This is a genomic window from Flavobacterium sp. EDS, assembly GCF_020991525.1.
Classification (GTDB): domain Bacteria; phylum Bacteroidota; class Bacteroidia; order Flavobacteriales; family Flavobacteriaceae; genus Flavobacterium.
In genome coordinates this window covers 1-21,163 of record NZ_JAJMOZ010000006.1, presented here as the reverse complement: position 1 = coordinate 21,163, position 21,163 = coordinate 1, and the positions used below count along the sequence as shown (strand labels likewise).

Here is a 21,163-nt window from a genome sequence, read left to right as displayed (position 1 = left end):
TTTTTAATAGATGATAATTTTTTTAACAAGCGTTTGTTGCTCTGTTTCGAGTACCAAAATATACATTCCAGAGGGCAATGAAGTGTTAAAATCGACTTCGTACTTTTTCTTTCCTGAATCTTTTTTCTGCGTAGCAAATTCTCCTGTAGTAGAAAAGAGTCGTAAATTGACTGTACTATTATTCTCTAAATTAATAATAGCTTTAAAATTACCGTTACTTGGATTTGGTGTTACTATAAAATCTGTAATAAATTTTGACATTGTACCTACATTTGGTAATGTACTTCGTTTTTCTACTGTAATGTTTTTATTGTAGGTTGCAAAACAATCTCCTTGTGTTTGTTGCAAACCTATTGTATAAATACCAGTAGCATCAAATTTAAGTGTAATGTATTTTTCTTTTTGCTCTACAATACTAACCCCTTTAGGTAGTATCCACTGGGTACTTTCTCCAAAAGGATTACTAGTATTTATCAAAATGACTTCTTCATCTGAGTAAGCCTGAGAGCTGAGTAAAAACTCAGAACTGATTACCACCTGATTTGTTTTTATTATAATTTCGTCTTCTCCAACACAGCCCAAAGCAGAAGTTACTTTTACAGTATAAGTTCCAGCTTTGGTCAAACTTACTTTAGCCTGATTTGATGTAAATCCATTTGTAGAACTCCAACTGTATTGTGCTTTATCATCTGCGATTGTAGCATCTAAATCTAATACCTGATCGTTGCATAAAGTTCTGTCTTTCCCTAAATCAACCACAATTGGGTTTGGATCTTTTAAAACAAACTTCTTTTTATAAACACAGCAATCAGAACAAATAATCGTTACTTCATAATTTCCTGCTACCAGATTATTTAGATCTTTGGTAGTAGCTCCTGTATTCCATAAAAAACTATAAGGTAAATTTCCACCAGTAACATTTAGTTCTATTGAACCATCATTACCACTATAACAAGTTGGATTTGTTACTGTTTCGGTAGTGAATATTCCTTTCGGATCACCTACAAAAATGCTCCCCTGAATAACACAGCCTTTTGCGTCGGTTGCAATTACAAAGTAGTTGTTTGTTGTAATATTTTCAATTCTTGCTGTTGTTTCACCATTTGTCCACTCATATGTATAAGGCGGAGTTCCGCCAGAAACGTGTGCTTCTGCCCAACCATCATCTCCATTATTACAGCTGGCATTCGCTTTTGTAAAAGTCAGATTAAGCTTTGCTGGTTCTGGCATATACTGAGTAACATCTATTTCTTTTACTAAAAGATTATTGACATACGTTCCGAGTTTTATTCCGTTGGCATCTTCAATATTTAAGGCATATGTTCCATCAGATACGTTTTCGGCTGTTTCATCCTGATCGTTCCAAATAATCCATGAACCATCTTTTTGCTGTTTCTTCCAGGTATAAAAATAGGGTAGTGCGTTATTTTTATCTGCCTTTAACTGAATTCCTCCCTTGACATGAGCTACTAAAATTCCGTCCTGCGATTCGTCTCTTTGGTTGTCTTGTGGATTCGCATCGGTCTCGTTTCCAAATTCATTACTTACATTACACGAAATAGTACGAACTACTTCAAAAGTAACTTCAAGCGGATCCGGATCATCCAAAGTTGTAATTGAATTTGCCACCGTACAACTTATTTTATTTGTTGCTGCTTTATAATTAGCATCACGAACTGTTAGGCTATAGGTTTCCTCAGGAATCCCGCTTAGAGAGATCGTATAAACACCATTGCTAAAGCTCGTTGTGGTTGTAGTTTGTATTATTTCTTTACTATTTTTCCATTCAAACCAATAGGAGTTGTCTGGAAAAATTGTTCCACCTGTAACTTCTACAACAATTTTTCCATTGGTAGCTTTGTAAAAACTGGGGTCAAGAACTTCTGTATATTTTATAGACAAAGGTGTTGCAGGTTGTAAGATAGTAACACTTTCCTGTGTTGTACATCCTTTAGCATCTGTAATAAACACCCAGTATTCGCCTGCTTTTAGAATCGTATTTTCATCAATATCTACTTCATTAGACCATCTATAATCATAAGGAGGCGTTCCTCCCACAACATTTGCTGTAGCCCAACCGTCATTTCCGCCATTGCAAAAAACATCTCCATGCGTTATAGTTACAGCTAATTTTGGAGGTTCCTGCATTAATTGTGTAACATCAATTTCCTGTGTGAGCACATTGTTAAGATAAGTTCCTAACATAATGCCGTTTCTGTCTTTTACATTCAACGCATAATTTCCATGAGAAAGGTTTGAGGCTGTTTCACTTGTAATGTTAGGCAAAGCTAACCAGGAACCATCTGCCTGTTGTTTTTTCCAATAAAAATAATAAGACAATCCATTATTTGCAGAAGAGGCCAGTGGAGTTCCTCCAGTTACATGGGCTAGTAAAATACCATCTTGCGACTCGTCACGTTGACCATCTTTTGGCGTTGTATCTTTATCATTTCCAAATTCGTTACTTGTATTACAAGAAATGGTTTGTTTAATTTCGAAGGTAACTACAAGTGGATCTGGTTCGGTCAGTTTTACTTCTGATTCTAACACGGAACAATTAATAATTTGAGTTGTTCCTTCGTTATAATTTTTATCCTTAATCGTTAAAAAATAAGCATCGGCAGGAACACCATTTAGAGTAATAGTATAAAATCCATCTTTTAATTCTGCAGTTGTAGTTTGTAATACTCCCGCCGAGTTTTTCCATTGATAATGATATGATTTATCATCATTTGGTGTTCCTCCTGTTATCTTAGCTACAATTCTTCCATTGGTTGCTCCTGAAAAAGTAGGAGTAAAAATGTCTATATACTCAATTGCGACAGGAAATTCAGGTTCACTTATTACAATACTCCCTTTTGTAAAACAGCCTTTTGCATCAATAACTTCAACAGTATAGGTACCTGCAGTTAAATGAGATATTTTATTTAGGTCAATAATTCCTTCACCTGTATTGTACCAAGTATAGCTATAAGGACTAGATCCTCCTGTAACATTCGCTTGAACCCATCCATTATTTCCTGCGTGACAAGAAATATTTCCAGAATCAAATGTTAGTTCTAGTTTAGCAGGTTCTACTATTTCTTTTGTTGTTGGAGTAGCTGTTACTAAATCTGTAGTATTATAAGTTCCCTGTACTATGCCGTTAGCATCAATAATATTTAATGAATAGTTTCCTTTTGAAAGATTCTCAGCAGTTGCTGTTTTATATTCTGACAATTCCTCCCATAACCCTGTTATAGTATTATATTTTGACCAAATAAAGATATAAGGTAATCCATTATTTACTGTTCCTGAAAATGGAATACCACCACTTACTGTTGCTTTTAAAATCCCGTCTGAGAATTTATTTACATCTGATTCTGAATTTTCAGTGTTACAAGAAATAGGTTGTGTTTCTTGTAAAGTAATTTTAATTTTTTCGGGCTGCGTTAATATTTGAGAGGACTCGATAATAGAACAGCCTTTTTTATTTATGGCGTTATTGTAATTTTTATCTTTTACAGTTAGTTTGTATTCTCCCTCAGGAGCATTTTCTAATGTAATATTATATGTTTTATCAGCAGAATTATACTGAGCTGTTGCAGGCATAACAACACCAATACTATTTTTCCATTCAAAACCATAGGATTTGTCATCATTAATAGTCCCACCAGATATGGCGGTAACTAATTTTCCGTTGGCCGCTCCGTAAAAAGTGGGGTCTTTTTTGAATGTATACTTTAGAGTTAAAGGTACTAATGGTTCTGAGATTGTTTTTTCTATTATTTTATCTTCACCAAGTTTTATCACTCCATTTACTAATTTTTGAGTTTTAGCTATACAGCCATTCATATCTTTTACTTTAACTTTGTATGTACCAGGTTTTAAACCGGTAATAATATGTGGTTTGTTATTAGGAAAAGGAATCCAGGTTTGCCCATTATCTGTTGAATAGTAATCATTACCTCCTGTGGTGCGGGTTCCTCCAGTAGGCGTAACAGTTATAGTTCCGTCTTGACCACCATAACATTGTACATCTGTAGATGATAAAAAAAAATCTACTGGGGTTGGCTTTTCTATTAGGAATGTTACAGGAATAGGAGTAATAGTTTGAGTATTAGAGCCGTCATAAAAACCAATTAATTGAAAAGTATAATCACCTTGAATTAAATTTGAAATTGTAAATGAGTTATTTGCATCCATAGTAACTTTACCAGATATTTTAGGTGTATCATTCACTAACAAAGAATATTCCAAATTTTCTCCTTGTAATAAAGGTTTATTAAATGTAATCTTAACAGACCCATCATTTTCATCATAACAACTTGCATCAGTTGAGATTTTAGAGATAACTTTTGGGGCAGATTTTAAATAAACGAATGAAATAGGATTCGAGTCAAGACTTTTATATTTTTTTTGTAGTTCAGGTGTGTAAATTGCATTGTAAAGATTAGGTGTGTTTTTTTTACACCTTAATCTACAACCAAAATTAATACTAGGGCATTTGCTTATGCAATTTAGGGTTTGTACATGGGCTTCTCTATTAGCATATCCTTTCGCTTGTTCACCACCAGCACTACAATTCATGTTTAGCCAAACATTAACAGTCTTTCCAAAATCTTCTTGCTTTAGAAAATCTCCTCCTTTAATATTTAAGATAGAACTATGATTAAAAGGTGCAGGTATATCTTGGTCAGGTCCATTACCTACTCTAAACTTCCAATTATAATGATTTTTAGTAAGATTGTCTGGCAATGCAATCTTTAGGCTTGCTGTTTCGTCTAGATATAATGGTTCATCGGACTCATTAATTACAACACTAGGTTTAGAAGTGACTGTTAATTGGGCTAAAGAGCTTCCAGCATCAGCTTGGTAGGAAGAAAAACAAGTATTATCTATTTTAACATTATCATAATTGTGGTTTGGTCCACCATCACAGTTACCTGCCCAGTTTTTCCATTTTACTACCTTATAAAATTCTAAGTTTACAATAGGGTTATTTTTGGTGTAAACGGACTCATGGTCTACATTATCAAAAATTTTTCTTCCATTAAATATGAAAAAAGTGCTACCATCACGTCGAGTTGCTTTAATATGCTTTAGTCCATCAATGTTACCACATCCATCACTATCCCTACCTTGATATCCTATAATATTTAATTTGTAATTAGCATCACCTGTTAAATTAATCTGAGCAAAACTAAAACCCGAAACCAATAAAATTATCAATAAGTAAAAATTCTTCATAGGCTTAATATATAACTGTTAGGGTTTCGACTTTTGTAGGGCTATCATTTTCTAAATTAGGAATTAAATGATATTCATATTCCGAGTTTATATTTAAATTTTTATCTTCTATAGTAAAAACAGTACCATTTAATTCTTTCCATAATGTTGGTGGCGTACCTTTTACATTTTTATAAATACTCAAACTGATTACTTTGTCCTTACTTTTATTATAATTCCATGTCAGGACTATTTTTTTATTCTCCCGATCGGGTAGTCCTTGCAAAAATGTAATTATTTTTACAGGTGTAAAATCCAAAACTTGTACCGTTATTATAGAATGATCTAATGATGACCACAGATTACTTTTGTCCCTAGCTAGAATAGCGTATTGATATGTTTTTTTGTTCTCTATCCTGTCATCTGTATATTCCTGAATGGTATCGTTTATTTGTTTAATCTCCAGCCATTTTTCCTGCCCTTTTTCTCTCCTTCTTAGACTGTGTCCTACTACATCTTCACTATAACTGCGTATCCATTTTAGATGTACTTTACCGTCTTTATTTTCATAGTCTTTAAAAATGGGTGCTGCAGGGGGAATTTTATCGGGTTTATCTAAAATTAAAATATCGGATGGTTTTGAAATATTAAACCTCATGTCCTCAGCAGCAATTCTATAATACACTTTACTATTTGTCATTTTAAGGCTCACACTGTCTTTGTAATCATTGCCTACATAGGATTTATGATAAATATCTACAAATTCTTCACCAGCATTATTAGCTTTTAAAATTCGGTATCCACGCAAATCTTTTTCCTGATTTGGTTTCCATTTCAAACGAACCACTCCAAGACTATCAATTACACCTTCAAGCCCGATTGGTTTTGCTGGTGGTATAGAATCTACAGGCTGAACCAACATGCTCTGTGAGGTTAAGCGTTGGTTATTCTTACCCACAACAGATATGGTAAAATAATTAGATGGAAATAAATTTTCTTTATAATTGAGTTTTCTCTCCGATGGAGGAATCATTTTAGAAACCACTTTATAGGGACCTTTGTCATTATCTGCTAGGTTAATTTCATAGCCCTGAATAAAGCCTTCGGACGCTACAGGATATTCCCATTCCAAATTAACTTCATTAGAGTTCACAATATTATAATCGATAAGCCTTGCAGTGGTAACGATAGCAGCCACTCCTGTTGCAGTAATTGGTTTTGTTACTTCTCCCTTTTCTCCAAATGAGGTTATACCGTATAATCTATATTGATACATTTTATCGTTTACACTAAGCGTATCAATATAATACATGGTTTTAGATGGATGTTCGTCTTTATCATTCAGGTTAACTAAAGGTGTAGTTGCTATTGGGGTATAGTTGATCCCATCAGAAGATTTTTCGACCATAAAAGAAGTATATATTCTTTTAAAGGTTTCGTAATCCCAGGAAAGCAGTACTTTTTTATCATCAGGAATCGCAATAAAATCTGTTGGTGCGGGTAAAACACTAAAGTCTTTTAAACCGATCATATAAGAAGATTCTTTAACTTTTGGGCTTTCAAAAACACTTACCTGATAAGCATACACTTCATTTGCTTTAACGTTGGTATCTACAAATCCCCAACCCGCTTTTACTGCACCAGTAAAACTCATATCGGCCGCATATAAAGCAAAAGTATACCGTTGATCCAGCTCATCAGCCATATTTACTATTTTAGCAAGTTCCCCTTCTTTGGCACCAGTTACCTCAAAACTTTCTCCGTAGATAGATTGTGCAATTATAGCCGCATTATTATCTTTTTGTGCTAAGTCAAGCCATGAATCCAGAGGTTCTGGAAGAAGTGGTTTTGGCGTAAGTACTATTTTATCGGGTTTAGGCAAAACATTGCCATCTCGAAGTATTGTAGTTCTAGTAATTACAAATCCCTTTTTATTTGCTTTTTGCCATTCTATTGGAGAATTAATAGCCCAACGGATCAAAATGTTATCTTTTTGAGCTCTGGCATTGATCATTATTTTTGCATTTTTGCTTTGACTGTAACCTAATGAACACGAAATAATTAGTAAGAAAAGTAATTTTATCTTCAACATTCTATGGAATAATTTTAAAAGCTACAAAACTAGCTTTTTAATGTTTAATTAACAATATTTTTACACTAAAAATCTTCCGAAATAAAGGGCTTTACAGCTTTTAGGGGAGGGATATTTTTTTTAGCAAAGTCAATTATTGAATTAACTTTTTGGTACTAAAACTTCAATAAATTGGATTTATTTGTATAAAATAAACTGTATGTTTTTTTTATATGTAACAATATTTATTTTTAGTGAATTGTAGGTTAGTGTATTAGAATCTATTTTTTAAGATCATATGAGTAAATTTTACTATATACTACGACAAGCAATTTTTTAAATTTATGTAAACTGACTCTTTTTTTTTCGATTTTAGTGTAATTATAAAATATAAAAGTATCACAATAAGCTTTTAATAGTAAGAAAAAAAGGATTAATAAAAGAAAATCAATATATAAATTGAAGTGTTTAGAGCAGGGTAAGTACTGTAATTATGAATATTTTAGGGGTTAATAGTTTGTAAGTTAGTTTTTTAAATTGAAAAATATTTAAGGAGTTTGAGTAATTTCTTTAGAAAAACACAAAGAAAAAAGAGGTTGCATTTTATAAAATGAAATCCTCTTTTTTAAAATGTGCTTAAATAGTTTTTGGGCTAATAAGTGTATTCAAAGGTTTCACCACTGCTTACTTGCTTTGTTAAAAAGTTATTGTTGTTATAAGTGTTTTCATAAGTAGTAGTTTCTACTGTAATTCCGTCTTTTTCTCTTGTTGTTTTGTTACCCTCACTATAATCAACACTTACAATTTTATTTCAATTGTAAGTATAAGTGGTAATATTATTCTCTTCTGGATGAGAGGTGGAAGTATATTTCTCAGTTTGAGGTAAAATTAAAACGGTATCGTCAACGACTGGTTTGTCATTATTGTCGTCAGAACTTGAACAAGATACTAGTAATAAACTGATTATAAGAGAATCCCTTTTCTAGGTATGAATTTGAGAAGCTATTCTATAAGGAGCTCTATTGTAGTTTTTTAAATTCATTATTAAAGCAAAAAAACTCCAGATTGCTCTGGAGTTTAGTTTATAATAAAAGAAAAAATTATTCTTCTTTCATAGTATGATATACGTTCATAACGTCATCATCCTCTTCAATTTTTTCGATAAGTTTTTCTACATCGGCAATTTGAGCTTCAGTAAGTTCTTTTGTTATTTGAGGAATACGCTCAAAACCAGAAGATAAAATTTCGATACCTCTGTTCTCAAGTTCTTTTTGTAGTGCTCCAAAGCTTCCAAAAGGCGCGTAGATTAAAATACCGTCTTCGTCTTCAAAAACCTCTTCAGCACCAAAATCAATTAATTCCAATTCTAATTCCTCAGGATCAAGATCACCTTTAGGAATTCGGAAATTACAAGTATGGTCAAACATAAATTCAACAGAACCTTGTGTACCCATAGTTCCGTTACATTTATTAAAATAACTACGAATATTGGCTACTGTACGGTTATTATTATCTGATGCAGTTTCTATTAAAATGGCAATTCCGTGAGGAGCATAACCTTCAAATAAAATTTCTTTATAGTTGGCAGTATCTTTATTACTGGCATTTTTTATTGCGCGCTCAACGTTGTCTTTCGGCATGTTGGCAGCTTTTGCATTTTGTATAACAGCTCTAAGTCTAGAATTGGCATCTGGATTAGGACCACCTTCTTTAACGGCCATTACAATATCTTTACCAATTCGGGTAAATGTTTTGGCCATTGCTGACCAACGCTTCATTTTTCTACCTTTTCTAAATTCAAACGCTCTTCCCATTGCTGATTTTTTATTTTGAGTTGCAAAAATACAGTTATTAGTTATTTTATAAAAACAAACACTATATTTTTTTTGGTGAAATGTAAACAGGTGACTGTAAACTGTAAATAGAGATTATATACTACATGGCAGATAGTTTACAGGCTCAGTATCTAGCACCAGTTTATAGTTCAGAAGTGAGTAAGTAATACCAGTAAAAAAGATAGTATGCATCAGGATCTAACCATAAAGTTTAAACTACAAACAGAGATTAACCATTACCTGGCTGCATTAAAATCATTGATAATATTTACAGCCTCGTTTAAGTAAGGATTAGTTTTAAGATTATCAATTTGATATTGATTCATGATTTTTTCAGTAGGATGAATCCCTAAAAGGAATCTATTTACTGTCGAGTTATATACATCTAGAGGATCATTCTTAGTATTAAAAGAGGTTATTTCCTCCCATAAGCTAGTTCGTGTCTTTTTCTGATCAAAGACAGTGTCTAAAGTCATAGGAATCTCTGTTCGAGGTGTGTTAACCAGTTGGTCTATTTTTTTGTTTATTGTAATTATATTATTAAAATAATCACTAGCAGCTACTCTGATGCTACTATCATCAGCAAGTCTATTTATTAAGCTTCTTTTTACGTAAGGTCTAAATTTTAGAATAGGAACAATAGAGTCATTTTTGATAGCTGTAGGAAAGTTTTTTTCTTTAGCAATAATGTTTTCATAGAATTCAGGCAGAACGACATCAGGAGTTATACCTATGTATTGGTGACTTTTGCCTGTTATTCGATAGAACTTATTAATTGTTATTTTCAAGAAATCTGTGTTTTTATTCTCATCTAGTGACTGTATCGTTTGCATAGTTGCTTTTCCCAATGTAGTACTTCCTAATAAAAGAGCACGATTGTAATCCTGCATAATCGATGCGAAAAACTCACTTGCCGATGCTGTATTGCCATTAACCAGAACAACAACAATGCCTTTATAAAGCATTCCTTTATAAGGATCATTAATAACAGATTGTTCATTTTTATTGTCTACAACAATAGATATAGGGCCACTGTCAATAAACATTCCGGCTAATTTTATAGCCTCTTCCATAGATCCACCACCATTATCAATTAAATCAATTACAAGACCTTTAATATTATCTTTTTGCAATTTCAGAATTTCTTTGACAGTATCATCAGCACAACCTTTTCCACTATTACCTTCTAAATCGGCATAAAAACTAGGAATTTTTATATAACCAATCTTACTTTCTTTGCCTATTATAAAACTAAAAACAGAGTTTTCTTCATCTTTCATGATTTGTTTTTCGATATAAACATCAAAACTTTTTCCAGAATTTCTTTTAAGAGTAAACGTGATGCTTTTGTTCGATTCAGATAAGATCATAGTCGAAATAGATTCAAGAGTAGCGCAGGAAACTTTCAAGGTTTCTTTTTGGCTAGATATAGAGATGATTTGGTCTCCTTTTTTTATTTGACCTGTTTGAAATGCGGGTCCATTTGGGTCCAATTCGGCAACAATAATTTCGTTTTTTTCATTCAGATTAACACTTAATCCCAATGATAAGTGTTCTTTAGATAAAGAAGCAACAAAACTAGATTTTGAATCATCACTAAAATAGGCAGTATGAGGGTCAAAGTAAGTACAGAAGTAATTGTAAAGTTTTTCTTGAGGTTTTTTCTCTGTTTGCAAGAGTGTGTTAATTCGACATATTTCATTATCAAGTATAGACTTCTTATAAGTGGCTTCAAGAGATTTAAAATTTGTTTTAAGCGAATCCAAATTAGAGCTTACCTCAGCTATTTGATCTAATATTTCATAGCGCATTTTCTTGCGCCATACTTTCTCGACTTCATTTTCCTTCATATATACAGGAAAAGATTTTTTATAAAACCGAATTGTATCCTTTGCAGAATAGTCAATAGGTTCAATTAAAATTTTCTCTAATGCAACTTTATTTCTTATAAGTCCATTTTTATACTTAGAAATGATATCATTCAAGAAAGAACAATCTTTACTAAGAATTAGATTGTCGATATTCAAACGGTATTTTTTAACAAGAACATCATATTCTGATTTCAGAAAGATGTTTCTAGAAGGATCAAGATTATCAATCAAGTTGTCAAAAACAAAAACCGATAGACTATCATCTACCGGTTTAGGTTGTATATGTTCGCTTTGAATAAGCGTATTTATTTTAGTTAAAATCTCACATGTAGAATCACTATTTTGACCAAACAGAGAAAAACTAAGAAGCAGAAATACCAATGAAAATTTTTTCATAAATCGAGTATCAACATTTAAACTAAAATTACACTAATTTTTTTGATAAAACGAGTATAATCTCACTAAAATGTTACTATCGAAATAGGATACAGCTACAGATTTGACCGATTTTAAAGATAAAACTAAGCTAATCATTTTAAGCTGTGCTATATAAGCAGTATTTCGGTATTGGGCTTTAAAATAAATTATTTTTTATAGAAAGGTAATTTTACCACTTTCGCAGGAACATCATTTTTTCTAATTCTAATAAAGATAGCACTATCTACAGCGCTGTTTGCAATAGTAACGTATCCTAGACCAATACCAATCCCCATAGAAGGAGACATCGTTCCAGAAGTAACAATTCCAATTACATTTCCAGATGCATCTACAATTTCATACCCTTGTCTTGGTACAGCACGTTCCTGCATCTCAAAACCAACAAGTTTTTTGGTAACACCAGCTTCTTTTTGTTTTTTTAGATTTTCAGAGTTAGTAAAATCTTTCGTAAATTTTGTAATCCAACCCAGTCCAGCCTCAAGTGGAGAAGTGGTATCATCAATATCATTTCCGTATAAACAGAAGCCCATTTCTAAACGTAAAGTATCACGAGCGGCCAATCCAATTGGTTTAATACCAAAAGAGGCACCAGCTTCAAAGACCTTATTCCAGATGTGTTCAACCTCATCATTTTTGCAATAAATTTCAAAACCACCAGAACCGGTATAACCAGTAGCTGAAATAATTACATTTTCAACTCCAGCAAAAGTACCAACTTCAAAATGGTAATATGGAATAGCAGCTAAATCTACAGCAGTTAAACTTTGCATTGCTTCAACAGCTTTAGGCCCTTGAATTGCTAACAAAGAGTAATCATCTGATAGGTTTTTCATTTCAGCACCTACATCATTGTGAGAAGAAATCCAATTCCAATCTTTATCAATATTCGAAGCATTTACAACAAGTAAATACTCTTCCTCTTTCATTTTATAAATAATCAAATCATCTACAATTCCGCCATCATTATTAGGTAAGCAAGAATATTGAGCTCTACCAATAGTTAGCGTCGATGCGTCATTAGAAGTAACTTTCTGAATTAAAGCCAAAGCATTTGGGCCAGTTAATAAAAATTCACCCATATGCGAAACGTCAAAAACGCCCACACCAGTACGAACAGTTTCGTGTTCAGCATTTACACCTTCGTATAAAATAGGCATATTATAACCAGCAAAAGGCAGCATTTTCGCTCCCAAACCCTCATGTATGTGCGTTAGCGCAGTATTTTTCATTGTGTGTGTTTATAAAAGTTAATCGCAAATTTATTCAAAAAATGTTGTAAACAAGTACTCAGAATTATAAAAATCGCAAAAATTAGGAGCTGTTTCCTGCTATTCGCTATATCTTTATGTTTTTAAAGGAAAAACATAAAGGATGCCACTGCAAACACAGTTCACTGAACACTTATTAAAATAAAAATATTAGTCAAGTAATCAGGGCTAAAGCATATCAGGGAATAGATGTGATTTTAGAATCATGTTTTTTTGTAATTTTAATAAAAATACCTTTTTCATGAAAATACCCATTCTGATAAGCCAAGCAGAGATTCAACAGATTTATAAACCAATAAATCCTAAAACACACAAAGGAATACAAGGGCACGCAACAATAATTGCAGGAAGTTATGGAAAGATAGGTGCAGCCGTTTTAGCATCCAAAGCCTGTATAAAATCAGGCTGTGGACTCGTAACTACATACATTCCAAAATGTGGCTACGAAATCCTCCAATCTACAATCCCCGAAGTAATGGTTGTAACCACAACACACGAAAAATACATATCCGAAATCATATTCGATATCCAACCTCAAGCCATAGGAATAGGCCCAGGAATAGGGCAGGAGCCCGATACACAAAGAGCGTTTTATGAGTTTTTAAAAACAAACAAAATACCCCTAGTTATCGATGCCGATGCACTAAATATCCTATCACAAAATAAATCATGGTTTAATTTACTACGACAGGATACAATACTCACACCACATCCCAAAGAACTAGAACGCTTAATAGGAAGTTGGAATTCCGAAATTGAAAAACATGTAAGAGCGATAGAATTTTCTAAGCAATACGGAATAATCATAGTTATGAAAGGCGCACCAACACAAATTGTAAATGGAGAAGACATCTACCAAAATACAACAGGAAATGCAGCATTGGCAACCGCAGGAAGTGGCGATGTGCTAACGGGAATAATCACTAGTTTATTAGCTCAAGGATATCTGCCTATTCAAGCCGCACAAATAGGAGTATATCTACATGGTTTAACCGCTACTATGGCTCTACCCGAAACAGGATACCAGTCATTTATAGCGTCCGATATTATTGCTAATCTCGGTAAAGCGTTTTTATCATTAGATTAGTTAGAGGAAAGAGTATAGAGGAAAGAGTAAAGAGTATAGAGAATAGAATATAGAAGGAAGAGTTTAGATTTAAGATTTTAAAAAGAAGATTTAATGATGTTTTTTTAGATTACTCAGATTGTCTTCCTGAGCGAAGTCGAAGGAGCACAATAAATTCCACAAACAAAATCCTAAAATCAATGCAGAGAAAAAAATCTACTGAATTTGCAAAATCTGCGTGAACCAAAATTAACGTACCGATGAAAAAAGATTTAATGATGTTTTTTTAGATTACTCAGATTGTCCTCCTGAGCGGAGTCGAAGGAGCACAACAAATTCCACAAACAAATTCCACAAACAAATTCCACAAACAAATTCCACAAACAAATTCCACAAACAAATTCCACAAACAAATTCCACAAACAAATTCCACAAACAAATTCCACAAACAAAATCCTAAAATCAATACAGAGAAAAAAATCTGCCGAATCTGCAAAATCTGCGTGAACCAAAATTAACATAACGATGAAATAAGATTTAAAGATATTTCTTTAGATTACTCAGATTGTCCTCCTGAGTGGAGTCGAAGGAGCACAACAAATTCCACAAACAAACCCCTAAAATCAATGCAGAGAAAAAAATCTGCCGAATCTGCAAAATCTGCGTGAACCAAAATTAACGTACTGATGAAATAAGATTTAATGATGTTTTTTTAGATTACTCAGATTGTCCTCCTGAGCGGAGTCGAAGGAGCACAATAAATTCCACAAACAAAATCCTAAAACCAATGCAGAGAAAAAAATCTGCTGAATCTGCAAAATCTGCGTGAACCAAATTAAGCGCAACGCTGAATCATATTGTAAAAGACGCATTGCGATGAGTCTTTACCGACATGGTTTAATAATGAATGCGTATAGATTTTTAAAAACCTAGCAAACAACTTCTTTAAGTCTTTCTTCTATATTCTTTCTTCTATATTCTATACTCTTTTCTCTATATAATCTAAGAATTCTAAAAATCTAACTAATCACAGAAGACTAACAAATCTAAATTAGTAAGTTTGTATTCTAGTAAAGCAGACTATGAAAAACAAACTCGATCTAAGAACGGTAAACGTAACGCGATATATAAGTCCGTTACGCGAAGGCGGTTCGTTACCCGCTTTGGCCGAAGCAGATGATGATTTTAAATATGTTCTAAAATTTAAAGGAGCTGGACATGGCGTAAAAGCACTAATTGCCGAATTGGTAGGTGGGGCAATTGCTAATGTATTAAAACTTCAGATTCCTGAATTGGTATTTGCCAATCTCGACGAAGCTTTTGGCAGAACCGAAGGCGATGAGGAAATTCAGGATTTGCTACAAGGAAGCCAAGGGCTTAATTTGGCTTTACATTTTTTATCAGGAGCAATTACTTTTGATCCAGTTGTAACAGTGGTTGATCCTAAATTAGCGTCACAGATCGTTTGGTTAGATGCTTTTATTACCAATGTAGATCGTACATTCAGAAATACAAATATGCTAATATGGCATAAAGAACTATGGTTAATAGATCACGGTGCTTGTTTGTACTTTCATCATTCATGGAACAATTGGGAACAACATGCCAAAAGTCCATTTGCATTAATAAAAGATCACGTATTGTTGCCACAGGCATCACTTTTAAAAGAAGTTGATTCAGAATATAAAGCAGTTTTAACTCCCGAATTATTACAGGAAATTGTAGCGCTTATTCCAGACGAATGGCTTCATTGGGAAGATACCGATGAAACACCCGAAGGATTGCGAAATGTATATTTACAATTCTTGCAAACACGATTAGACCATTCTGAAATTTTTGTAAAACAAGCCGAAAATGCAAGATAGTCACTTATATGAATATGCCGTAATTCGGGTTGTACCAAGAGTAGAGCGCGAAGAATTCCTAAATATAGGTGTTATATTATTTTGTAAAAGAGCCAAATTTATAAAAGTATTATACCATATAAACGATGCTAGAATCCAAGCTCTTTCAGCCGATTTTGATGTCGAACAATTGCATTGTAATTTAACCTCATTAGAAAAAATAGCCAATGGAGCCAAAGATGGCGGACCCATTGGACAAATGGAAATTCCTGAGCGATTTAGATGGCTAACAGCTATACGTAGTTCGGCAATTCAAACCTCAAGACCACATCCGGGTTTATGTCAGGATTTGGATAAAACGATTCAGAGATTGTTTGAGGAATTGGTTCTATAAATTTAAGGGACAAAGGTGCAGAGGTTCAGAGTTCCGATAGCTATCAGGACTGCGCACTTTGCGTTTAAAATCTTAAATTTTATTCTAAAAAAAGAAACCATATAAGTCATATAAATAAATCTAAGCACTAATAGCTTGAATGCATTTACATAACTTATGTGGTTAAATTAAATTAGAAAGATCCGCAAGTATTACCAGTAAATGTAGCGCCAGCTCCACCAGTAACATCAGCTTTAACTGCTGATGCAGCAAGAGTCACAATAGCATACGGAGGAGTAAAAGCGGTATTGCTTCCAACAGTATTTCCAGTTGTGCTAGTAAACACATTTCCAATAGCAGTTACAGCAGTATAACCAGTCATTAAATCAATAGGAGTCTTTACACCTTCGAATACATTATTTTCTACACGGATATTAGCTTCAAAACCAGCAGCAATACATTTGTTGCTAACAGTACTATTAAAATAGCTATTTATAATATGTACTTGACCAAAACGTACTCTTGGCATTCTTTCTTTACAGCCAGGAGCCCACCAGCAACGGGCAAAAGTAATTTTTAAATTTCCACGATCAGCCGTAGCACTATCGCTAGAACCAATTAGGTTAGAAAATCTGTGATCATCAGTTCCGCCAGAGCCACCTGCTTTAGGAGGTTTTAAGTAGGCAAATTTTGTATAAGAAACAGTAATGTAATTTGACTTGTTTTTGATATCAAGATTACCATCTACACCATCTCTAAACTCACAATGATCAACCCATACATTTCGACAGTCGTCTATAATAGCATTATCCCAACCATCAGTGTCATAAGCACCAGGACCTTCAAAAATTAAATTTCGGATGATAATATTGGTACATCTTTTAATATTGATGATACCAGAGTTTGCTTTAGTTTGATCCGTAGAAACCAATTTTGCACCGCTAGCACCATAAATTGTTTTGCCAGATTGATCCTGAAAAGATAATCTTGTCGTAATAGTAATAGTACCAGTAACTTTTACCACTTTTACAGCACTATTTTCGATAGCAGCTTTTAATTGAGCGTAGGTGGTAACAACCGTTTCGGCAGCATTGCCACCACCAGTAGTTCCTCCGTTCTGAGATGCCCATCCCGGAACCTCGGCACAATTGCCAACTTTGGCAGTAAGATTTTGACTTGTTGATAAAATAGTACTTGCGTTGCTATCACTATTTTGCGTAGCAGTAATTTCTTCGCTATTGCAACTTGCAAAGCCTAAAATCAGAGTTAGTAATAACGCTGATAAAGTTGATTTAATCTTCATAATAGATATTTTGGGGTTAATTAATACACCAAAAGTCTTTATAAAATATTTTAAAAAAATTGAACTAGTTCTATCTTTTTTATTAATTTAGTAATCGATTACATTTATTTTTTATTATCTATAAATATAGTGTGAATTAAATAGTTATAATGTTTTTGTTAAAAATGAAAAATAACCATATGTATAAACTATTAAGGGATAATATTGAGCGCAAAATTGCCCTTACAGATACGGAATGGAATATAATTATTGAAAAAACAGAATTCGTTAAATTAAAGAAAAATGAGTTTCTACAGATTCAAAATTCTAATAGTGTTTACGAAGGATTCATTTTGAAGGGAGCATTTAAAATATATATCTTAAACGAAAGTGGAAGTGAGACAGTTCTCTTTTTTGCTTTCGAAAATGATTGGATGTGTGATATTGAAAGTTTCTATCATCAGAAACCTACCAAATACAATATTAAAGCGATAGAAGATAGTGAGATATTGGTTATCAATAAATCAAATAAAACATTATTGTTTAAAGAAATACCAAAACTAATTCAATTTCATATTGCAATGATAGAAAGTGCCAATGTACTCATACAAGAAAGGCTTTTAGACGTTTTAAATAAAACATCGAAACAAAGGTATCTCGAATTTATAAAAATACATCCTGAGAAAACACAGAAAATAAATAACAAAAATCTATCCTCATACCTTGGAGTTTCTCATGAATTTTTATCGAAGATCAAAAGAAATGTTTAGATTTTTGAGTGGTTCAAAGGTTCAAAGGCGCAGAGTTCCGATAGCTATCGGAAAAAGGTTCAAAGGTTTTTTCTTTGCGTCTTAGCGAGATAATACTTTAGCGACCTTTGCGTATCCCGATAGCTATCGGAATAAAGGATTAACTGGATTAAATATCCAATATCCCAAAGAGGCATTCATTAGAAAAATGAAGCAGTATATCTTCCCTTTTTTCATTTTCTATGACTAACAAATCATAAGGATGTAGAACGTATGGCTTCTCATTAATTTTAATAACGGTTGCATGTAAAGAAAATAAAATAACTAGTGGAGCATTAGAATTCTGATTACTGCTCGTTATTTTTAGTTTGTGATGGGATGCTTTTTCAGAAACCATCCAATTAAAATCGATACCTTTTGTATAAGAAGTCACCTCATCATCCGAATTAAATTCCATGATTTCATACTTCTCATACAATTTTTTTTCTTTGTTAACCTCAACATGCAGGCTGTTATCCAGCATAACCAAGTATCGGTGATAACCTTTAAATCTTGTAAAAATTGAGGGTTCTTGCTCTATTGTAGCACTGCTTATTCTGAATATAAAATCTCTATCAGCATAATTTGCTGTTTTCGGATATATCATATATTCATAAGTCAATCCACCACTCCAAATAGAGACTGCACTATCTTTTTTAGGAAAAAGGCTTATATTCATTTTTATTGTTTTTGATAAGAAATCAAATGTGATTTTCTAAGGTTCAAAGAAGCAAAGCTTTTTTTAGCGAGATAACACCAATATCTTAGGGAACTTCGCGTATTTCTTTGCGGTTAATTTTTCTGGGTGTCTTACAAACTTGTGGTTAAATAATTAAATCTTTTTCTCTAAATGAATAAATTCCAAAGGTTTATCAGAAACGTTAATATGAATATCGCTTGCAGGAAAAGGTTCTCTTCCGCCAGTATCTACATAACCGTGACGATTGTACCATGCAATAAGTTCCGAACGAACTGAAACAACTGTCATACTAAGAGTTGACAATCCTAAAGTTTTAGCATGAACTTCTGCTTCTGCTAACATCTTTTTTCCGATACCGCTATTTTGTAATTCAGGAGAAACAGTTAGCATTCCTACATACAATTGATGTTCTTTTTCTATTAACAAAACAGAACCAATAATTTTGTCATTCTCTGTATATTTCAGAAATGTATTTTTAGGATCTAAAAAGATTGCTGTTAATTCTTCTTCGGTTGTTCTTTTTCCTTCTAATAAATGAGCTTCGGTAGTCCAGCCTTTTTTTGAAGATTCACCGCGGTAAGCTGAATTTATTAATGCATTTAATGCTGGGATATCCTGTAATGTTGCTTTTGTAATCATGCGTAAAATTTTTCTTCTTCTTTTTTATTATATGTAAAATTAGATATTTTAAAGTTCATTATTTCTTCAATAACCTACTTTTCAACACAATCTCTCTAATTTTGGCTTCAAAATAATAAGTAATATCAAAATTGTCAAATGTTTGGTTTTCCAGAACAATGATGCTAGTTTTAGTTTCAGGATAATATAAGTTAACCGATGTAAATCCTTGATCGGGTACAATTCCGGTATGGCCAAATTCTTTAATTTTAGTTTTATCGTTTACACGAATACCATATCCATACCCGATTGCTGTATCACCAAAAACAGGGTGTTGGTTAGTAATAGTATAAGTGGTCATTCGGCCATAAGTAGCTTTATTCAAAAGTTTACCATTATGTAGTAAATCATTCCAAAGTGCCAAATCTGTAACAGTACTTACAAGTCCTGCTGCAGGAATTCGTTCTTTGGGAATAACAATACCATGAATTTCTTTGGTTGTATTGTCTTTGAAATATTGTCGGCCGTTTATAATCTCTTTTTGGTTAGACGCGTTGGGGAAGAAACTATCTTTCATTTTGTTTTTCTTGAACAATTCGTTTACAACAGTTTCATAGGTTTTATTGGTTACTCTTTCTATAATTTGACCTAGCAAGATATAGTTCAAATCGGTGTATTTAAATTGAGTTCCGACAGGAAAAGCTGTTGGTTTCTCAAAATCGACAATACCTGAAGTATGATTTAGTAAATTCTCTACAGTTACGGTGCTTGCCCAAGGCTGTTTTAAGTTTGGAAGATATTTTTTTATAGGAGTATTTAAAACGATTTTACCCTTTTCGACTTCCTGAAGAATCAAAACAGCAGTTATTTGCTTGCTATTGGATAGAATAACAAAATGATCACTTAATTTAAGAGGAGTTTTTTTTGCATAATCAGAATAACCGTAAGCTTTTGAATACTTAGTTTTTCCATTCTGAGTTAGTAGTACATTACCATTAAACGGACGAACAGAAGTAGTTTGAATCAGACTATCAATCCGAGTGCTGTAATTGTCTTTGGCTTGTGCCAAAATTGTTTGATTTGATACAAAAAATACAAGTAGGGCAATAGGGAGAAAACGTAGCTTGTTCTTCATTTTTTAAGAAAATTACTTTTGTGTTTTATGATAAGGGATAAAATGTAAAAGTAATAGAATCTTTGTTAATCTGTTTTCGGTAAATAATAAATATTTAGCCGAATCTTTTGTATTTTTGGCTAAAGCCGAATTTGTCAATTTATCTTGATTATGAAAAGAGTATCTTACAGAAATAGGCTTGTTTTTTACGGAAATCTATTTTCGTTTAAGAATTTTAAATATCTTTGAATTATGAATACAGCAATAAAACCAAAACATATCGGCAGAAATATAAGCCGTATCAGAGAGCTTAAAGATATGAAACAGGAAGCTCTGGCACAGGCTTTAGGAACAAATCAGCAGGCAATTTCGGCTATTGAAAACAGCGAAACTGTAGACGAACAAAAACTAATTGAGATTGCAAAAGCTCTTGGAGTTTCTGTTGAAGCAATTAAAAACTTTTCGGAAGAAGCGGTTTTAAATATTATTGGTAATACTTATCATGATAATGGTATTGTAAATGCTGGACTTAATTATAATTGCACTTTTAATCCTCTTGATAAAGTAGTTGAACTTTACGAACGCTTGGTGCAAGCTGAAAAAGATAAAGTTGAATATTTAGAGAAATTACTAAACGGGAAATAAACGTTTAAACATATATTAAATAAATAAAAAGAGGTCTTAAAT

The 21,163-nt window shown here is 32.8% G+C and carries 14 protein-coding genes; 5 read left to right on the top strand and 9 right to left on the bottom strand.

Features of this window, described 5'->3' with window-relative positions; genetic code table 11:
* Positions 1-3 precede the first annotated feature (3 nt).
* The 5 genes from LPB87_RS10280 to gcvT form a co-directional block, all read right to left on the bottom strand.
* On the bottom strand, positions 4-5,229 hold the full coding sequence (locus LPB87_RS10280) for a T9SS type A sorting domain-containing protein (RefSeq protein ID WP_230727842.1): 5,226 nt from the start codon (positions 5,227-5,229) through the stop codon (positions 4-6).
* 4 nt (positions 5,230-5,233) lie between these two features.
* Entirely contained in the window at positions 5,234-7,300 is a 2,067-nt protein-coding gene (locus tag LPB87_RS10275; RefSeq protein ID WP_230727841.1) for a fibronectin type III domain-containing protein, read from the bottom strand.
* A gap of 1,079 nt (positions 7,301-8,379) precedes the next feature.
* Positions 8,380-9,093 carry a YebC/PmpR family DNA-binding transcriptional regulator gene (locus LPB87_RS10270; RefSeq protein WP_129537889.1) on the bottom strand — a complete coding sequence of 238 codons (714 nt, stop codon included), beginning with the start codon at positions 9,091-9,093 and terminating at the stop codon, positions 8,380-8,382.
* Positions 9,094-9,350: 257 nt separating this feature from the next.
* On the bottom strand, positions 9,351-11,381 hold the full coding sequence (locus LPB87_RS10265; RefSeq protein WP_230727840.1) for a S41 family peptidase: 2,031 nt from the start codon (positions 11,379-11,381) through the stop codon (positions 9,351-9,353).
* A gap of 188 nt (positions 11,382-11,569) precedes the next feature.
* A complete protein-coding gene (gcvT, locus tag LPB87_RS10260; RefSeq protein WP_230727839.1) occupies positions 11,570-12,652 on the bottom strand; it encodes a glycine cleavage system aminomethyltransferase GcvT in 1,083 nt (360 codons plus the stop codon).
* A 280-nt stretch (positions 12,653-12,932) separates the two neighbouring features.
* On the opposite strand from gcvT, the gene LPB87_RS10255 reads away from it, so the two are divergent.
* The 3 genes from LPB87_RS10255 (at position 12,933) to LPB87_RS10245 (ending at position 15,995) form a co-directional block, all read left to right on the top strand.
* On the top strand, positions 12,933-13,778 hold the full coding sequence (locus LPB87_RS10255) for an NAD(P)H-hydrate dehydratase (protein WP_230727838.1): 846 nt from the start codon (positions 12,933-12,935) through the stop codon (positions 13,776-13,778).
* Positions 13,779-14,839: 1,061 nt separating this feature from the next.
* Positions 14,840-15,622: a HipA family kinase gene (locus LPB87_RS10250; RefSeq protein WP_230727837.1), complete on the top strand. Its 783-nt coding sequence runs from the start codon at positions 14,840-14,842 to the stop codon at positions 15,620-15,622.
* The gene (locus LPB87_RS10245; protein ID WP_129537894.1) at positions 15,612-15,995 is read left to right on the top strand and encodes a DUF3037 domain-containing protein; all 384 of its coding nucleotides are present in this window, start codon (positions 15,612-15,614) and stop codon (positions 15,993-15,995) included. The genes LPB87_RS10250 and LPB87_RS10245 overlap by 11 nt, the downstream gene beginning before the upstream one ends.
* Positions 15,996-16,167: 172 nt before the next feature.
* On the opposite strand, the gene LPB87_RS10240 is transcribed toward LPB87_RS10245, so the two are convergent.
* Positions 16,168-17,277, bottom strand: coding sequence for a pectate lyase (locus tag LPB87_RS10240; RefSeq protein ID WP_230727836.1), 1,110 nt, complete (start codon positions 17,275-17,277; stop codon positions 16,168-16,170).
* A 164-nt stretch (positions 17,278-17,441) separates the two neighbouring features.
* Between LPB87_RS10240 and LPB87_RS10235 the strand changes: the two genes are divergently transcribed.
* Positions 17,442-18,026, top strand: a complete 585-nt coding sequence (locus LPB87_RS10235; RefSeq protein WP_230727835.1) for a Crp/Fnr family transcriptional regulator — start codon at positions 17,442-17,444, stop codon at positions 18,024-18,026.
* 148 nt (positions 18,027-18,174) lie between these two features.
* On the opposite strand, the gene LPB87_RS10230 is transcribed toward LPB87_RS10235, so the two are convergent.
* The 3 genes from LPB87_RS10230 to LPB87_RS10220 form a co-directional block, all read right to left on the bottom strand.
* Positions 18,175-18,723, bottom strand: a complete 549-nt coding sequence (locus tag LPB87_RS10230) for a HutD family protein (protein ID WP_230727834.1) — start codon at positions 18,721-18,723, stop codon at positions 18,175-18,177.
* A gap of 153 nt (positions 18,724-18,876) precedes the next feature.
* Positions 18,877-19,383 carry a GNAT family N-acetyltransferase gene (locus LPB87_RS10225; RefSeq protein WP_230727833.1) on the bottom strand — a complete coding sequence of 169 codons (507 nt, stop codon included), beginning with the start codon at positions 19,381-19,383 and terminating at the stop codon, positions 18,877-18,879.
* Positions 19,384-19,441: 58 nt separating this feature from the next.
* Positions 19,442-20,497, bottom strand: coding sequence for a serine hydrolase domain-containing protein (locus LPB87_RS10220; RefSeq protein WP_230727832.1), 1,056 nt, complete (start codon positions 20,495-20,497; stop codon positions 19,442-19,444).
* A 231-nt stretch (positions 20,498-20,728) separates the two neighbouring features.
* On the opposite strand from LPB87_RS10220, the gene LPB87_RS10215 reads away from it, so the two are divergent.
* Positions 20,729-21,121 (top strand): helix-turn-helix transcriptional regulator, encoded by a 393-nt coding sequence (locus tag LPB87_RS10215; protein WP_230727831.1) that lies wholly within the window; start codon positions 20,729-20,731, stop codon positions 21,119-21,121.
* The last annotated feature ends 42 nt before the right edge of the window (positions 21,122-21,163 follow it).

Excerpts from the sequence above, each read along its gene's own strand:
- LPB87_RS10280 (WP_230727842.1), bottom strand. The coding sequence starts at position 5,229 with ATGAAGAATTTTTACTTATTGATAATTTTATTGGTTTCGGGTTTTAGT.
- LPB87_RS10275 (WP_230727841.1), bottom strand. The coding sequence starts at position 7,300 with ATGTTGAAGATAAAATTACTTTTCTTACTAATTATTTCGTGTTCATTA.
- LPB87_RS10270 (WP_129537889.1), bottom strand. The coding sequence starts at position 9,093 with ATGGGAAGAGCGTTTGAATTTAGAAAAGGTAGAAAAATGAAGCGTTGG.
- LPB87_RS10265 (WP_230727840.1), bottom strand. The coding sequence starts at position 11,381 with ATGAAAAAATTTTCATTGGTATTTCTGCTTCTTAGTTTTTCTCTGTTT.
- gcvT (WP_230727839.1), bottom strand. The coding sequence starts at position 12,652 with ATGAAAAATACTGCGCTAACGCACATACATGAGGGTTTGGGAGCGAAA.
- LPB87_RS10255 (WP_230727838.1), top strand. The coding sequence starts at position 12,933 with ATGAAAATACCCATTCTGATAAGCCAAGCAGAGATTCAACAGATTTAT.
- LPB87_RS10250 (WP_230727837.1), top strand. The coding sequence starts at position 14,840 with ATGAAAAACAAACTCGATCTAAGAACGGTAAACGTAACGCGATATATA.
- LPB87_RS10245 (WP_129537894.1), top strand. The coding sequence starts at position 15,612 with ATGCAAGATAGTCACTTATATGAATATGCCGTAATTCGGGTTGTACCA.
- LPB87_RS10240 (WP_230727836.1), bottom strand. The coding sequence starts at position 17,277 with ATGAAGATTAAATCAACTTTATCAGCGTTATTACTAACTCTGATTTTA.
- LPB87_RS10235 (WP_230727835.1), top strand. The coding sequence starts at position 17,442 with ATGAAAAATAACCATATGTATAAACTATTAAGGGATAATATTGAGCGC.
- LPB87_RS10230 (WP_230727834.1), bottom strand. The coding sequence starts at position 18,723 with ATGAATATAAGCCTTTTTCCTAAAAAAGATAGTGCAGTCTCTATTTGG.
- LPB87_RS10225 (WP_230727833.1), bottom strand. The coding sequence starts at position 19,383 with ATGATTACAAAAGCAACATTACAGGATATCCCAGCATTAAATGCATTA.
- LPB87_RS10220 (WP_230727832.1), bottom strand. The coding sequence starts at position 20,497 with ATGAAGAACAAGCTACGTTTTCTCCCTATTGCCCTACTTGTATTTTTT.
- LPB87_RS10215 (WP_230727831.1), top strand. The coding sequence starts at position 20,729 with ATGAATACAGCAATAAAACCAAAACATATCGGCAGAAATATAAGCCGT.